The sequence below is a fragment of the Bacillus thermozeamaize genome, from assembly GCA_002159075.1.
In the GTDB taxonomy this organism is placed as follows: domain Bacteria; phylum Bacillota; class Bacilli; order ZCTH02-B2; family ZCTH02-B2; genus Bacillus_BB; species Bacillus_BB thermozeamaize.
Map to the genome: position 1 here is coordinate 1 of LZRT01000062.1, position 15,737 is coordinate 15,737.

The following is a 15,737-nucleotide window of genomic DNA, read 5'->3' on the forward strand; positions in this document are numbered from 1 at the left end:
AGAGGAAGGTCATGGTCAGTAAGGGCAAGCCACCCAAGTATACCTCTTTGAGGTGAATGTTGGGTTAGATTTTCAAATGAGTGATCTATTCCGTCTTCGGTAAGATTTTTATATGGGTTGACACGGAACATGCCCACCGCACCTCCGAAAAAGAGAGGATCTCGCAAAGGACGGCGGCATCCGTTGACCTGCCCGTTGACCTGCCTTATGATCAATCCAAGAAGAACAGATCGGGGGGAGAGGAGTGGAAGGCCAGATAGCGTCGCATCAAGAGTGGTCTCTCGACACTCCTGTAACCGTTTTGAAAGGATTGGGGTCCCATAAGGCGAAGGCCATGGAACGGCTGGGCATACGGACGCTGGGGGACTTGCTTTACCATTTTCCTTTCCGGCATAACTGGCGGGAGGTTCAGCCCATTCAGCATGCGCCGCATGGCGAGATCGTGACGTTGCGCGGCCAGATCACCGGGCGCCCGTTGAGCCGTTGGTACGGTCAAAAGAAATCGCGGCATGCCGTGACATGTATCGTGGATCATGTGCCGATTCAGTTGGTCTGGTTTAACCGCAATTATTTGTTGGACAAGCTGCGGCCCGGGGTATGGGTGCATGCGACGGGAAAATGGGACGGGCATCGCTTGCAGTTGACCATGGAGGAGTTGAGCTTTCCGGATGATGTCCGCCGCGAGCAGGAATTCCTTCCCTATCAGCCGGTGTATGCCACGGTCTCGCCCTTGACCAACAAGGGATTGCAAAAAATGATCTGGGATCTTCTGGAGCAAATGAAGGGGAAGATCGATGAGGTGTTGCCGCCGCAGATTCGGGAAAAATACAGGCTGGTTTCCCGCGAGGAGGCTATCCGGGCCATCCATTTTCCCGCAGACAAGGAGGCGCTGCGCCAGGCCCGCCGGCGCCTGGCGTATGAAGAGGCGCTGTTCTACCAATTGGGGTTGCAGCTGCGGCGGAAACAGATCGCCAACTCCTTTCAACGTCCGCCCCGCAAGATACCGCACCCGGAGGTGGAACGGTTCATTCAAAAGCTCCCCTTCACCTTGACGGCCGATCAGCGAAAAGCAGTGGATGAGATCCTGGCAGACCTTGAAAGACCACAGCCGATGAACCGACTCTTGTTGGGGGATGTCGGTTCCGGTAAAACGGTGGTAGCGGCCACCGCCATGCTGGCGATGGTCAAGGCCGGTTACCAGTGCGCGCTGATGGCTCCCACTGAGATCCTGGCTGAACAGCACAGCAAGACGTTGCAAGAGCTCTTTCGGGAGGAAAGGGTAAGTATCGGCGTGCTGACGGGCAGCACCCCTTCGCGGCAGCGGCAGGAGCTGTTGGCGCAACTGCGGATGGGCTTGCTGGACATTCTGGTGGGAACACACACACTGATCCAGGAAGAAATCCAGTTTCGCCAGCTGGGACTGGTGGTTACGGACGAACAACACCGCTTTGGCGTCAAGCAGCGGGAAAGCCTGCGCAACAAAGGGGTTTATCCGGACGCGCTGTTCATGACAGCAACGCCCATTCCTCGCACCCTGGCCATTACCATGTACGGGGATATGGATCTGTCGGTGATTCGGCAGTTGCCTGCTGGCCGCAGGCCGGTTCGAACCCAATGGATCCGGCCGAAACAGTTTCCCCAAGTGGTCGCTTGGATCCAGCAGCAAGTGGATCAGGGCTTTCAGGCCTATGTCATTTGTCCGCTCATTGAAGAATCAGAGAAAATCGATGTACAAAATGCGGTCGACCTGCACGCGCAACTATCGGGTCAGTTGAAAGCCCGCGTAGCTCTTTTGCATGGGAGGATGCCAGTCAAGGAGAAGGAACAGGTGATGGAGGCTTTCTACTGTGGCAAGGTGGATGTGCTGGTATCCACGTCCGTGGTCGAGGTGGGGGTCAACGTGCCGCGGGCAACCGTCATGGTGATATACGATGCGGAGCGGTTTGGACTGGCGCAGCTGCATCAGCTTCGGGGCAGGGTGGGACGGGGCTCTGCGCAAGCCTACTGTTTTCTCGTTGCGGATCCCAAATCGGCCATCGGCAAGGAAAGAATGAAAACGGTCGTCCAGATGCAGGACGGTTTCGCGATTGCGGAACAAGACTTGCGCCTGCGGGGACCAGGCGATGTGTTGGGTGTCCGCCAGAGCGGTGAGGTCGACTTTCGTCTGGTCGATTTGGTTCACGATCAGGTGATGATCGAATACGCAAGACGCGACGCACGTTGGATTGTCGAAGAAAGCCCTGGCTTGCTGCAGGAGAAGACGTCTCCCCTTTACCAGGAATTGGTGCGCCGGGGATATGGTGAAGCGAAGCCTTTTGATTAAATTTTTTCCTGGAGTGTATATTTTTTCTCGCGCCGGGGCATCATGATCCTAGCGACGCCAATCAGGCGTACGCGACAACCGCGGAGAAGGCTTACGTTTCCCCATAAGCTCTTCCTCCGGTTTCTCCTCTCCCATTTCGCCACCTGTATTTCCGTACAGGTGGCATTTTCTATATTTCTTTCGATCTGATTCTATCTTTTTCGACCTTTTTTTGCTAAAATAAAGAAAGATTTCCGGTGTCTGCCTGAACCGAAACTGCTGAGTAGGTGAATGGGATGCGTGTCATTGCAGGGGAATTCCGGGGGCGCAACTTGAAATCGGTTCCGGGACGACATGTCCGCCCCACCTCAGACAAGGTAAAAGGGGCCATGTTCAATATGATCGGTCCGTTTTTTGAAGGAGGGAGAGGACTCGATTTATTTGCGGGGACGGGGGCGCTCGGGATTGAGGCGTTGAGCCGCGGTCTTGAGCAGGTGGTTTTTGTTGATCACAGCCGTCAGTCGATTCGCGTGATTCAGACCAACCTTCGGATGCTGGGATTGGAAGGACAAGCCGAGGTGTATCAGATGGGGGCAGAAGAGGCGGTGTCCTTCTTGGCGGAGAGAAACCGGCGGTTTGATCTGGTGTTTCTGGATCCGCCTTATATGAGCACGAGGGAATCGCTGGCCCCCGCCTGGTTGACGCAACTGGCGCAAGGAAGGCTCTTGGCGCAGGCAGCCAAGGTGGTCTTGGAACATGATGCCAGGGTCAGCTTTCCGGATAGGCTGGGAGTGCTTGAGAAGGTCAAGGAGCGAAGGTACGGGAATACCACGCTCACGATCTTCGAACATACATAGGCGTGTTTGATGTACAAGCCGTTTTGCCGGGATCAGTTCATGTTCTACAAAGGGAGAGATGTGGATGAAAGTGGCGGTTTACCCGGGAAGTTTTGATCCGGTTACCTATGGTCACCTGGATATCATTCAACGTGGCGCCAAAGTGTTTGATCAAGTGGTTGTGGCCGTGCTGAACAATCAGAGCAAAACACCGCTCTTTTCCGTTGAAGAGCGTGTGGCCATGCTAAAGGAAGTGACACGGGACATTCCGAACCTGGTCGTGGACCATTTTGCCGGCTTGCTGGTGGATTTCGTCAAACAAAAGAATGCCCGGGTGATCATCAGAGGGTTGCGAGCCGTGTCAGATTTTGAATATGAGCTGCAGAACGCGTCGATGAACCGGGAATTGAACAACGAGATTGAAACTTTTTTCATGATGACCAACAACAAGTACTCTTTTTTGAGTTCCAGTATCGTCAAAGAAGCCGCCAAGTACGGTGCATCCGTGTCAGATTTTGTGCCGCCGGTGGTGGAGCAGGCATTGCGCGAAAAATTCCGCTCGGGTTGAAACGGCGGCCGGTTGAAGTCCATATGTCCAACGTGATAACGTTTGATGATTGTCAGGGCAAACCATGCGAAAGCATGGGACGCAAAGCTACGGGTCTAAAGGGCGCCAGTTCATGTTGCTGCCTCATGATCGCCGGGCTGCAGGCAACACTCCGCCCATGACTCGGCGGATTTTTTTTGCGTTACTTCCTGGGAAAAAAATGGAAAGGAGTTTGTGTACAGTGAAAAACGTGTTCAATACTTTGCAATCGTTTTTCCGTTCTCTTTTTTCATCCCTGTCTCGCGTGGCTTCATCAATCCGTCTTTTTTCCAATCTTAAGGTGCTGTTTAAATTGTATATTTCTTATGCGGTCATTCTTTTGATTCTCTTGATGGTCGGTGGCACTGGCCTGATTGCTTTTAAACAATTGACGGCGGCTACGAAAGAGATTTATGAAGAACGGCTGATGGCCGTTTCCGAGATGACCCAGCTTTCCGCACAGTTTGAGAGGCTGAATTCGTCCGTGGCCGGGGCCTTGATGGCCAGCAGAAATCTGACCGACGGGCAAGTGGATTCGCTCTTGAAGTTGAAAGAGGACATTCAAGGGAAGGTAGACACGCTCAACAAGCAATTTGAGCAGTTTGGCATTCAGGAAAAAGATCTGAAAACCTTTACGATCATCTGGAATGGGTACGTGCAGGAACTGGAGGAAATTATCGGCTTGCTGACCCAATCAGACCAATCGGTGGGCCGGACCACGGGATTGAGCCTGGCTGTCAGCAACTACAACCAGCAAATGACGACCAAAATCATGGGTTTGAACAAATTTCTGGATGAATGGGTGGACCATGAGAATCAGCTGGCGCAGGCCAGTTACGAGCGAGCCGTCCAGGTGGAGAAACGGGTGGCTTTCCTGCAATACACGTTGATTTTCCTGGCCGTTGCGGTAGCGGCATTGGTGGGGTGGCTGGTCGCCCAATCGATTGTCCGGCCTTTGAACGCAGTGGTGAAAGCGGCGGAAGCGATGGCCCAGGGTCAACTGAATCAACGTGTCGAACTCAATCAAAAGGACGAACTGGGAGAGCTTGCGGCATCTTTTAACCAGATGGCAAGCCAGATTCATGCCTTGCTGTCCAAGCTGGAGCAGACGGTTGTCCAATTGCGGGAGTATACGGACCAGTTGCAGGAAAGTTCGTCCGTCACCTTGCGGGCGACCGAGCAGATTGCAGCTAGTTCGACGGAAATTTCCAGATCATCTGATGAGCAGATGGCACAGGCCAAGACGATGACCCAGACGATTGACGAAATGGCCCGTGGTCTGGAACATATTGTCGAGAACGTCGAAGAGGTGCTCCGCTATTCCAGTGAAACGACCCATGAGGTGACCAAAGGCAGGGGCAGTGTGGAGCGGGCGGTTTCCGAGATGAGAGCGATTGGCGACAGCTCACGGGAAACGGTCCAGCTGATGGCCAACTTGGAAGCCTATTCGCGAAATATCTCGCAGATCACCGAAATGATTCAGAACGTGGCGAGTCAGACAAACCTCTTGTCCCTCAATGCAGCCATTGAGGCGGCCCGTGTCGGTGAAGCCGGCCGCGGATTTGCCGTGGTTGCGCAGGAGATCCGCAAACTCTCGGATGAAGCGAGCGCCGCTGCCAAGGAGATTGATCAGCAGTTGCAGCAAATTCAGAAAGAAATCAGCCGGGCGGCCGCGCAGATCGACAGCAATGAGAAACAGGTGCTGAAGGGGATGGACACCATTCAGGAAGTGGAACGCGTCTTCAACAATATTCAGGAGGCGATGCATCTGCTCTCGGGCCGCATCGAGGAGGTATCCGGGACGATTGAAGAAATGGCGGCCGGCAGTGAAGAGATCAGCAGCGGGATGAACCAGTTGACCGAAAACATCGAAACCCACTTGCGCTCGGTCAAGGAAACCTCCAGCAGTTTGGAAACGCAAACCGCCTCGATGCAGCAAGTCGGTGCCGTCAGCCATTCCCTGCAAGCCGTGGCCAAGGAACTGGACAAGCAGCTGCAATCCTTTCAGCTGTAAATGCGCACGGTCCTCGTTTCATGGCTTTGCGCGGCGAAACCAATGGATTAAAAAGCTGCAGCATCCCATCACGAGCAAGCTGATGAAAGCCAGCCAACCGAGTCCGATCAGGTACATCCACCATAGCCCCCAGCCGCTTTGCGGTGAGAGGTGCAAAAAGGCGGGAATGATCAACATCCGGGACAGTTGTTTTTCCAAGGGATCCCATAGCGCCAACGTCAGAAGAAAAGCGAGCATGCCATGGAGCACCCGGGCCAAGAGGTACGGCAGATACCGGATATCTGTTCTGCTCAGCAGGCTGGCCACCTGGGCGTGAATCGACAGGCCGCTCCAGGCGATGATCGCGTTGCATGCCGCAAGCTGGTAGCGGAGCGGGACATGAGATGGCATGACGCTGATGGCTTGCGCGCCCAGCGTGATTTCCAGCAAACCCGGAACAATGCCCTGCCCCAGGATGGCCGGCAAGCCGATGAGATGGAGCAAGGCAGCCATGAAAGAGGCAAGCCAGTCGGTCAGGTGTATGATGGTCAGCATCGAGATCATGACAGAAAAAAAGACGAGGAATCCGCCGATCATCAGACAGGTGTTCACCGATGAGACGACAGCGTCCGACAACAACTGTCCGAGCGTGCGCCCGTCTCCAATCCGGGCACGATGCATGGCACGCAATGCCCGCACAAGGATGAACCCCTTTCCCGATTGGATGGCTGGCGTCGTTGGCCCGTCCGGTTCATGGAAGCGCATGAGAAAGCCGACCAGGAAATTGGACAGATAGTGGACGGAAGCAAGAATAATACCTACCTTTGCGTCATGGAAAAAGCCGACGGCTACCGTACCGAACATGAAAAGCGGACCGGCAGTACTGGTAAATGAAACCAGACGCTCCCCTTCGGTACGGGAGATCAGCCCCTGTTCTCTCAACCGGGAGGTCAATTTGGCACCGATCGGGTTTCCCGATGTCAATCCGACGGCCATGACGAAGGAACCGCTGCCGGGAACGCGGAAAATGGGCCGCATAAAGGGTTCAAGCAACACGCCGAGAAAATGAACCACGCCAAAGCCGATCAGCAATTCGGCGATGATGAAAAAGGGCAACTGCGCCGGGAGCAGTACCTCCCACCAGATGGACAACCCCTTCAGCGACGCTTTGAACGCTTCCTCCGGGTATACGATCACGGATGCGACGAGAAACATGGCGCAGCCGCTGAACAGCATCGTGGTCGTATGGCTGCGATTGATTCGCTTCCTCAGGTTTGTTAGACTCATTTTGCCAGTTCACTCCGGAATTAGGATGGATCCTTCAGCATAAGGCAGGATCTGGGCGCTTGTGTTCATTTGGCGATGGTCCAAGCCATTGGATACCACATATCTACGTGCAGGAAGCGGTATTTATACCTGATGCGGGAAGTTTGGCCGGGTGCGTGACAGGGGTGCCGGCAGGGAGGGTGGTCAGATGGAACCAAAGGTCGGTCTGGCTCTCGGTTCAGGCGGTGCAAGAGGATTTGCGCATATCGGCGTCCTCAAGGTGTTGAAAGAGGAAGCCATTCCGATTCATTGCATCGCGGGCAGCAGCATGGGTTCACTGGTCGGCGCGATTTTTGCGGTCCACCAAAATCCGCACATGATGGAAAAAGTGGCGACCCACCTCAAGCCCAAGCATTGGGTGGATTTTACCGTGCCGAAGATGGGCCTGGTGGCAGGGGAAAAGGTCCGCGAGTTAATCCGGTTGCTCACGCATGGAAAGCGGCTTGAGGAGTTATCTCTACCTGTGGCCATCGTAGCCACCGATCTGGAAACGGGAAAGGAAGTGATCTTTACCGAAGGCCCGATAGACAAAGCGGTGCGAGCCAGCATAGCCATTCCTGGGATCTTCAACCCGGTGGTGGAGAACGGGCGTGTCTTGGTGGATGGCGGCGTCGTGACGCGCGTTCCGATTACGACGCTCAAGGCAATGGGCGCCGATCTGGTGATTGCGGTGGACGTGGTTGCCGAGGTACCGAAAATCGAGATTCAGTCCCTCTTTGATGTCATCTCGCAGACAATCGACGTGATGGAACGGCAGCTGTACAAAACCCAGGCGGAACACGCCGACGTGTTTATTCAGCCCAAAGTGGGACATATCAGTTCCACCGACTTCACAAAGGCGGCCGAATGCATTGCCGCTGGAGAGAAGGCGGCAAGAGACAAGCTCGCGGAGATTCGCCGGTTGCTCCAGTCGTGGCCTGCAAAGCCAAGGGAATGAGAATTGACAAACCATTGTTCGATGGTATAATGAACCTGTTGCAACATAAGGTGGGTGAAGTCATGCGCATTCCTTTAAACGACATTCTCCACGCGCCGGAACAAAAAATCTGGATTCAGACCACGCTGGATTACTCCTATCTGGTCGGTGAAGTGGAACAGCTGGTGGATCTGGCGCCAGTGGAAGTTGAGGTAGAGGTGGCTCAGCTCGGCGACGTTTTTTACTTGCAAGGCGAGGGAAACACCATCGCGCAGTTGAGTTGTTCCCGTTGCCTGGAACCTTATACGGCCAAAATGCGCTTCCAGCTGGAGGAGACGCTGGTGGAACGGCCGCTGACAGCCGAGGAGGAAGAGGCCGATCTCATTCAGATACGGGATCACGTCATAGAGCTGGCACCGATTGTCGAATCGGCGCTGATTCTTTCATTGCCGTACACCCCCCTCTGTCGTGACGAATGCCGAGGCATTTGCCCACAATGCGGAACTGACCGGAATGCACGTGCCTGTTCCTGTCAGGAAGAAACCATCGACCCTCGATGGAGCAAATTACAAGCATTGTTAAACAATGATTTGCGCAATTGAGAGAAACCATGGTGAAGAGGAGGTAGGAAGATGGCAGTACCTTTTCGAAGGACATCCAAGACGAGGAAGAACAAGCGTCGCACGCACTACAAGCTGGAGGTTCCCGGGATGACCCAGTGCCCGCAGTGCGGCGAATACAAGTTGTCGCATCATGTCTGCAAACATTGCGGCTATTACAAAGGACGGGAAATCATCACAAAATGAGAGAAAAAATTACCCCAAAGCTTATTGCGACGGGGTAATTCTTTTTATATACTACTTTTAGCACCTCGTGATAAATGTTATTAAAATTATAATATTTTTCTTTTGTCGATTTACTCTTGAAGGTGGTGTCCAGAATCTCCCGTCGTGCAAAAGAACAGCGCCAACGCCAAGTGTCTGAGATTATCAAGCAAAACCCTTTTGTGACCGACAAGCTGCTGGCCCGCATGCTGGGTGTCAGCGTCCAGACGATTCGTCTGGACCGGGCCGCGTTGAAGATCCCTGAGCTGCGCGAGCGGATGAAACAGCTGGCCCGCGGTGATGACAAAGTCAGAAGCATGGAGACGCAGGAGGTCATCGGCCAGATTGTGGACTTGCAATTGGACCGGGGCGGCATCTCCCTCCTGGACGTGGAGGAGCACCACGTGTTTAAAAAGACGAAAATCGCCCGCGGCCACCATATCTTTGCGCAAGCCAATTCGCTGGCGATTGCCGTGATTGATGCAGAGCTGGCGCTGACGGCAACGGCCAAATTGCGTTTTGTTCGTCCTGTAAGGAAAGGGGAGCGTTTGGTCGCAAAGGCGCAAGTGGTTCAATCGACAGGCTCACGCAGTAAGGTGAAGGTTGAGACCTATTCCGGAGAAGATCTGGTTTTTGAAGGAGAATTTTGGGTCTACAGAGGAACTCAGCCGTCATGATATGAAAGGGGAAAGAGGATGCGTCTGGCTATTGATGCAATGGGAGGGGATCACGCTCCAGGAGAGATTGTCCGCGGTGTGCTTTTGGCGTTGGAGGAAGGGTTGGACATTGAGGTGGTGCTGGTCGGTGATGAAGCACAGATCCGGCAGCATCTTCCCAAACCAGACCCACGCCTTCGCATCCGCCATACGGAATCGGTGATAACGGCTGAAGAAGAGCCGGTTCGGGCCATTCGCCGAAAAAAAGATTCCTCTCTCGTCGTGGCCTGTCAGATGGTCAAGGAAAAAGAGGTGGACGCCATGATCACCGCTGGCAATACGGGAGCTTTTATGGCAGCGGGGTTGTTGGTCGTCGGGAGAATTCCCGGTGTCGACAGGCCAGCCTTGGCGCCGATTTTGCCGACCGTTGACAATCGTGGCGTGTTGCTGCTGGATGGCGGTGCCAACATGGACGCTAAGCCGGAGCATCTGGTGCAATATGCGCTGATGGGAGATGTGTATGCCCGGGGAGCTTTGAATCAGGAGCAGGTCCGGATTGGCCTGCTCAACGTGGGGACGGAGGCGGCCAAAGGAAATGAACTGACCAAGATGGTATACGCCGAGTTGCAAAAGCTCCCACTTCATTTTGTCGGAAATGTGGAGGCACGGGATGTGCCATTTGGGGTTTGCGATGTCATTGTTTGCGACGGTTTTGCAGGCAACATCCTGCTGAAGACGATGGAAGGAACGGGGTTGTTGTTTGCCCGCATGTTGCGAGAGATGTTTGGGGCCGGTCTTCTGAGCAGGTTGAGTGCTTTAATGATTTCGCGCCAGCTGCAAGCGCTGCGGAAGAAGATGGATTATACCGAGTACGGCGGGGCGCCGCTTCTCGGAGTTGACGGGCTCCTTATCAAAAGCCACGGTTCGTCCGAGGCGCGTGCCATTCAGCAGACCATTCACCAGACGGCCAAGGCAGTGAAATATGGCGTCATCCAACGGATTACCGAAAACATTGGTAAAGGGGAGCAATTCAATGGCTGAATATGTCGGGATTCTCGGGACCGGTTCTTATGTTCCGGAACGAGTGCTGACCAATGCGGATTTGGAAAAGATGGTGGACACGAGCGATGAATGGATCGTCACGCGGACCGGGATCCGGGAACGACGGATCGCGGCTGCGGATCAGGCGGCCTCCGACCTGGCCCTGGAGGCGGCGAGAAAAGCGTTGCAAGCATCTGGAATCGGCGCCGAAGATCTGGATCTGATCATTGTCGCCACGATCACGCCGGATTCGTTTTTTCCCTCGACGGCCAACATTCTCCAGGACAGGCTGGGGGCCAGCAAGGCGGCCGCCTTTGATCTCGCTGCAGCCTGCTCCGGATTTCTCTACGGCGTGGTGACAGCGACACAGTTTATCCGTACCGGGGCATACCGGTATGCCTTGGTGGTTGGCGTTGACACCCTGTCAAAGATTACCAACTACGAAGATCGCAATACCTGTGTCTTGTTTGGTGACGGGGCGGGAGCAGTGGTCGTCGGCCCCGTGCCAGAAGGGTATGGCCTGTTGTCTTTTGAGCTGGGTTCCGAAGGGGCGGGAGGAGAATATCTCTGCTTGCCCGCAGGGGGTTCACGGATGCCTGCCAGTCTGGAGACCGTGGAAAAAAAGCTGCATACCATTCACATGAACGGTCCGGAAGTTTTCAAGTTTGCCGTACGGATCATGCAGACCGCTTCCCTCCGGGTGATTGAGAAGGCGGGCCTGCAGCCGTCCGAGATCGATTTTCTCATCCCGCACCAGGCCAATTACCGGATTATTGAGGCGGCGATGCGGCGTCTGGAGCTGGATGAAGGACATGTCGTGATCAATCTGGATCGTTATGGAAACATGTCCTCGGCGTCGATTCCGGTGGCGCTGGACGAGGCGCTGAAACAAAACCGGATCAAGGATGGAGATCGCTTGGTTCTGGTGGGTTTTGGCGGCGGGCTGACATGGGGCGCGGCGGTTGTCAAATGGTATGCGGGATGAGGAGGGATGTGCAATGGGAAAAATCGCTTGGGTCTTTCCCGGACAGGGCTCCCAATATGTGGGCATGGGGCAAGAGGTGACAGAGGCCTACCCGGAGGCGAGGGAAGTCTTTGAAAAGGCCGATGAGGTCTTGGGCTTTTCGTTGACGCAGTTGTGCATGCATGGGGAAGAAGCGGAGCTGCGCAAGACGGAAAATACGCAACCCGCCATTCTCACCACCAGCATCGCCCTTTTGCGCGTTCTGCGAAGGAAGGAAGTTCCTGTCGATTTTGTGGCGGGACACAGCCTCGGCGAGTTTTCTGCCCTTGTGGCGGCGGGCGCGCTCCAGTTTGAGGATGCTGTCCGGCTGGTACGGATAAGAGGGAAGCTGATGGAAGAGGCGGTGCCCGCAGGCAAGGGAGCGATGGCTGCTGTTCTCGGCATGGATCAACCCGTGTTGGCGGAGATTTGTGAACAGGTTTCCGCGGCTGGCCAGCCCGTCGATTTGGCCAACCTGAATTGTCCGGGCCAGATTGTGATCTCCGGCACCCGTCAAGGCGTGGAGGATGCTTGCAGGCGGGCGCGGGAAGCGGGGGCCAGACGGACGATGATGCTGGAGGTCAGCGGCCCGTTCCATTCGCGTCTGATGCAACCGGCAGCGGACAAGTTCAGGAAGGTGCTGGACGAAGTGAACCTTTCCGAGGCACAGGTGCCGGTGGTGGCCAACGTGACCGCGCTGCCCGTGCAGGATCCGGGCGAGATCAGGGAATTGTTGTACCGCCAGGTTGCCTCGCCGGTGCGTTGGGAAGAAAGTATCCGCTGGCTCTTGTCGCAGGGGGTGGAAACCTTCGTCGAGATCGGGCCGGGAAGCGTACTCAGCGGATTAATCCGAAAAGTGGATCGCAAGGTACAGACCTTTCAGGTGGAAAAGCCTTCCGACCTGGAAAAGGTCTGGGATCATTTCGCGTGAGAAGCGGAGGTAGGAAGGATGCTGTCTGGAAAAGTGGCACTGGTCACCGGTGCATCGCGCGGGATTGGCAGGGCCATCGCCCTGGAATTGGCCCGGTCTGGAGCTGATGTGGCGGTCAACTTTGCCGGCAGCCGCCAGGCGGCCGAAGAAGTGGCCGCGCAAATCCAGGAGATGGGCCGGAAAAGCATGGCCATACAGGCGAATGTATCTGAACCGGCCAGCGTCGAAGCGATGTTCCGGGAAGTGGAAGAGCAATTGGGCCCGGTGCAGATCCTTGTAAACAACGCAGGCATCACCCGTGACAATTTGTTGTTGCGGATGAAAGAAGCGGAATGGGACGAGGTGCTCTCCACCAACCTCAAGGGCGTTTTTTTGTGCACCAAGCAGGCGTTGCGGCCCATGCTGAAAGGGCGGTGGGGGCGAATCATCAACATCACGTCCGTTTCAGGTGTGATGGGGAATGCGGGACAAGCCAACTATGCCGCCGCCAAGGCGGGCGTGATCGGGCTGACGAAAACCACTGCCCGGGAAGTGGCAAGCCGGGGGATTACGGTCAATGCGATCGCTCCTGGGTTTATCGAAACAGATATGACGGCCGCCCTCGGAGAGGAAGTGAGCAGGCAACTTCTCGGGCAGATTCCCCTGGGCCGTTTTGGACAGGCGGAAGAAGTGGCCCGTGTCGCGCGCTTTTTGGCGTCTGATGACAGCTCCTATATCACGGGACAGGTGATTCACGTCGACGGAGGCATGGTGATGTAGGGCTGCCGGATAATGGATGTGGGTGGTTAGAATTGGCTTCTGGTTTTTCTGAAACAGTTCTCGTATAATACCTGAGAGGGAGGTGAAAAAAATGGAAGAAAAGGAGATTTTTGAACGCGTCAAGAAAATTATCGTCGACAGGCTGGGTGTGGATGAGTCGGAAGTGACGCCGGAAGCATCCTTCAAGGATGATCTGGGTGCCGATTCATTGGATGTCGTGGAACTGGTGATGGAACTGGAAGACGAATTTGAACTGGAAATTTCCGATGAGGAAGCAGAAAAGATCAACACCGTTGGTGAAGTGGTGGAATACATCAAAGCTCATCAGTGAACTCTTCGCTCACCCGTCTTTCACTGAGCATACATCTACGAAGGAGGTCCCGGCATACGGGGCTTTCTTCACTCGTGTTCCACACCCAACCGATTGGTCATGATTCCATTGACCAGCCGATATGTTGCCATCACCTGCCCTTCATTCGTGTGATCGATTTGTCTGGGCCAATTTGCTGGCCGTTGCGATAGACAGCCACCCTGGGATGATAAAGAGGTGAAAATATGGAAGGCAGACGGGTTGTGATTACCGGCCTGGGATTGATCACTCCCTTGGGAAATACCGTAGAGCAATTCTGGTCCAATCTCCTGGCCGGAAAATCAGGTATTGACCGGATTCAGGCGTTTGATGTCAGTGACTACCCGACGCAAATCGCGGCCGAGGTGCGCGATTTCGATCCGTTGGAAGTATTGGACCGGAAAGAGGCCAGGCACATGGACCGTTTTACGCAATTTGCCGTTGTTGCGGCGCAAAAGGCCGTCGAGGATGCCGGGTTAAAGATTGAGGAAGAGGATCCGGATGAAGTGGGCGTTTACATCGGTTCCGGAATCGGCGGAATCGCCACCTTTGAGGAACAGCATCGCGTGTTGTTGGAACGGGGACCGAGACGCGTGAGTCCGCATTTTATCCCGATGATGATCGCAAACATGGCTTCCGGTCAGGTTTCGATCCGCTTTGGCGTGCGTGGGCCGAACAGTGCGCCGGTCACTGCCTGTGCCAGCAGTTCGCATGCGATCGGTGACGCGATGCGGCTGATTCAGCGCGGTGAGGCGGAAGTGATGATTGCGGGCGGTTCGGAGGCGACCATCACTCCGCTGGCGCTGGCTTCCTTTTGTTCCGCAAGAGCGATGAGCACCCGCAATGACGACCCGGCACGGGCCAGCCGCCCGTTTGACAAGGAACGGGACGGGTTTGTCATGGGGGAGGGCGCCGGCATTCTCATTCTGGAATCGCTGGAACACGCACAGCGCAGGGGGGCCAGAATCTACGCGGAATTGGTCGGTTACGGGATGTCCGGAGACGCCTATCACGTCACCGCCCCGCATCCGGAAGCGGAAGGCGCGAGCCTGTCGATGAAGCGGGCATTGAAAGATGCCGGGATGCGTCCGGAAGAGATCGACTACATCAACGCGCACGGCACGTCGACACCGATGAACGATAAAACGGAAACCCTGGCCATCAAGAAAGTGTTTGGTGAACATGCCTATCAGTTGGCCATCAGTTCCACCAAGTCGATGACCGGCCATTTGCTCGGGGCAGCGGGAGCTGTTGAGGCGATTTCCTGTGCCCTGGCGTTGCGCGAGCAGGTGATCCCGCCGACAATCAATTACGAAGTGCCGGATCCGGAATGTGATTTGGATTATGTGCCCAATCAGGCGCGGCCGGCCGAGATTCAGACGGCCATGTCCAACTCCTTCGGATTTGGCGGCCATAACGCCACGATTATCCTCAAGCGGTGGTCGGAGTAGGAATGAGGCGGTGGTGATTCTGAAGTCGCTTGAGCCATTAGAAAATAGCTTGGGAATCCAATTCCGTGACCAGAACTTGCTCCGTCAGGCTTTGACGCACTCCTCCTATGTCAATGAGATGCGTTCCCGCGGGAAGGAGATTCCAGATAACGAGCGGCTGGAATTTCTTGGCGATGCCGTTTTGGAACTGTCTGTTTCGGAATTCCTTTACCGCAACTTCACTCAGATGAGCGAGGGTGAAATGACCAAACTGCGCGCGGCGATCGTCTGTGAATCCACACTGGTCTCATTGGCCGAATCGCTTCGCTTTGGCGATTATATTCTTCTGGGAAAAGGGGAGGAGATGACGGGAGGCCGGGCGCGCCCCTCCGTATTAGCAGATGCGTTTGAAGCCTTTATCGGCGCCCTCTATCTGGATCAGGGATATGAAGCTGTGGTCTCTGTACTGGCGCGCCTCATCTTTCCGCGCGTTTTGAACGGGGAATTTTTCCAGCTCAACGACTTTAAAAGCCGGCTGCAGGAAGAGATCCAGCGGCGAAATCTCGGTACACTTAGATATACAATCGTCGAAGAACGCGGGCCGGCTCATCACCGTGAATTTGTTTCGGAAGTGTTCCTGGGCCACAGGTTGATGGGCGTCGGGCAGGGACGCTCCAAAAAAGAAGCGGAACAACATGCGGCGGCCCAGGCGTTGGAAAAGCTTGCCAAAGAAAACCGCATCATTGCGACTGAAACGGGGGATGGAACAACCTAGTTGTTTCCTC

General features: G+C 55.1%; 17 protein-coding genes and 1 other annotated feature. Of the genes, 16 read left to right on the top strand and 1 reads right to left on the bottom strand.

Features of this window, described 5'->3' with window-relative positions:
• The first annotated feature begins 80 nt into the window (after positions 1–80).
• The 5 genes from BAA01_07960 to BAA01_07980 all read left to right on the top strand — a co-directional run bounded on the left by BAA01_07960 (position 81) and on the right by BAA01_07980 (position 5,738).
• Complete coding sequence (locus BAA01_07960; protein OUM88302.1) at positions 81–260, top strand: hypothetical protein; 180 nt, start codon at positions 81–83, stop codon at positions 258–260.
• Complete coding sequence (locus tag BAA01_07965) at positions 257–2,323, top strand: ATP-dependent DNA helicase RecG (protein OUM88399.1); 2,067 nt, start codon at positions 257–259, stop codon at positions 2,321–2,323. Before BAA01_07960 ends, BAA01_07965 begins: the two co-directional genes overlap by 4 nt.
• Positions 2,324–2,598: 275 nt before the next feature.
• Positions 2,599–3,159, top strand: coding sequence for a 16S rRNA (guanine(966)-N(2))-methyltransferase RsmD (locus BAA01_07970; protein OUM88303.1), 561 nt, complete (start codon positions 2,599–2,601; stop codon positions 3,157–3,159).
• Positions 3,160–3,223: 64 nt separating this feature from the next.
• Positions 3,224–3,706 carry a pantetheine-phosphate adenylyltransferase gene (locus tag BAA01_07975; protein OUM88304.1) on the top strand — a complete coding sequence of 161 codons (483 nt, stop codon included), beginning with the start codon at positions 3,224–3,226 and terminating at the stop codon, positions 3,704–3,706.
• A gap of 46 nt (positions 3,707–3,752) precedes the next feature.
• Positions 3,753–3,851, top strand: a binding site (cyclic di-GMP riboswitch class I).
• Positions 3,852–3,926: 75 nt separating this feature from the next.
• Positions 3,927–5,738 carry a hypothetical protein gene (locus tag BAA01_07980; GenBank protein ID OUM88305.1) on the top strand — a complete coding sequence of 604 codons (1,812 nt, stop codon included), beginning with the start codon at positions 3,927–3,929 and terminating at the stop codon, positions 5,736–5,738.
• Between the two features lie 18 nt (positions 5,739–5,756).
• Here the strand turns inward: BAA01_07980 and BAA01_07985 are convergent, their stop codons facing one another.
• A complete protein-coding gene (locus tag BAA01_07985; protein ID OUM88306.1) occupies positions 5,757–6,953 on the bottom strand; it encodes a sporulation integral membrane protein YlbJ in 1,197 nt (398 codons plus the stop codon).
• Positions 6,954–7,191: 238 nt separating this feature from the next.
• Here BAA01_07985 and BAA01_07990 point away from each other — a divergent pair, with 238 nt between their 5' ends.
• The 11 genes from BAA01_07990 to BAA01_08040 all read left to right on the top strand — a co-directional run bounded on the left by BAA01_07990 (position 7,192) and on the right by BAA01_08040 (position 15,727).
• Positions 7,192–7,980, top strand: coding sequence for an esterase (locus BAA01_07990; GenBank protein OUM88307.1), 789 nt, complete (start codon positions 7,192–7,194; stop codon positions 7,978–7,980).
• A gap of 62 nt (positions 7,981–8,042) precedes the next feature.
• Positions 8,043–8,561: a hypothetical protein gene (locus BAA01_07995; protein OUM88308.1), complete on the top strand. Its 519-nt coding sequence runs from the start codon at positions 8,043–8,045 to the stop codon at positions 8,559–8,561.
• A gap of 30 nt (positions 8,562–8,591) precedes the next feature.
• Entirely contained in the window at positions 8,592–8,765 is a 174-nt protein-coding gene (locus BAA01_08000; GenBank protein ID OUM88309.1) for a 50S ribosomal protein L32, read from the top strand.
• Positions 8,766–8,887: 122 nt separating this feature from the next.
• Positions 8,888–9,460: a fatty acid biosynthesis transcriptional regulator gene (locus BAA01_08005; GenBank protein ID OUM88400.1), complete on the top strand. Its 573-nt coding sequence runs from the start codon at positions 8,888–8,890 to the stop codon at positions 9,458–9,460.
• A gap of 18 nt (positions 9,461–9,478) precedes the next feature.
• Positions 9,479–10,480, top strand: coding sequence for a phosphate acyltransferase (locus BAA01_08010; protein ID OUM88310.1), 1,002 nt, complete (start codon positions 9,479–9,481; stop codon positions 10,478–10,480).
• Entirely contained in the window at positions 10,473–11,465 is a 993-nt protein-coding gene (locus BAA01_08015; protein OUM88311.1) for a 3-oxoacyl-ACP synthase, read from the top strand. Before BAA01_08010 ends, BAA01_08015 begins: the two co-directional genes overlap by 8 nt.
• 13 nt (positions 11,466–11,478) lie before the next feature.
• Positions 11,479–12,414: a malonyl CoA-acyl carrier protein transacylase gene (locus BAA01_08020; GenBank protein OUM88312.1), complete on the top strand. Its 936-nt coding sequence runs from the start codon at positions 11,479–11,481 to the stop codon at positions 12,412–12,414.
• 18 nt (positions 12,415–12,432) lie between these two features.
• Positions 12,433–13,173 (top strand): 3-oxoacyl-[acyl-carrier-protein] reductase, encoded by a 741-nt coding sequence (locus BAA01_08025; protein OUM88313.1) that lies wholly within the window; start codon positions 12,433–12,435, stop codon positions 13,171–13,173.
• A 91-nt stretch (positions 13,174–13,264) separates the two neighbouring features.
• On the top strand, positions 13,265–13,504 hold the full coding sequence (locus tag BAA01_08030; GenBank protein ID OUM88314.1) for an acyl carrier protein: 240 nt from the start codon (positions 13,265–13,267) through the stop codon (positions 13,502–13,504).
• Between the two features lie 224 nt (positions 13,505–13,728).
• On the top strand, positions 13,729–14,973 hold the full coding sequence (locus tag BAA01_08035; GenBank protein ID OUM88315.1) for a beta-ketoacyl-[acyl-carrier-protein] synthase II: 1,245 nt from the start codon (positions 13,729–13,731) through the stop codon (positions 14,971–14,973).
• Between the two features lie 10 nt (positions 14,974–14,983).
• On the top strand, positions 14,984–15,727 hold the full coding sequence (locus tag BAA01_08040) for a ribonuclease III (protein OUM88316.1): 744 nt from the start codon (positions 14,984–14,986) through the stop codon (positions 15,725–15,727).
• Positions 15,728–15,737 lie beyond the last annotated feature (10 nt).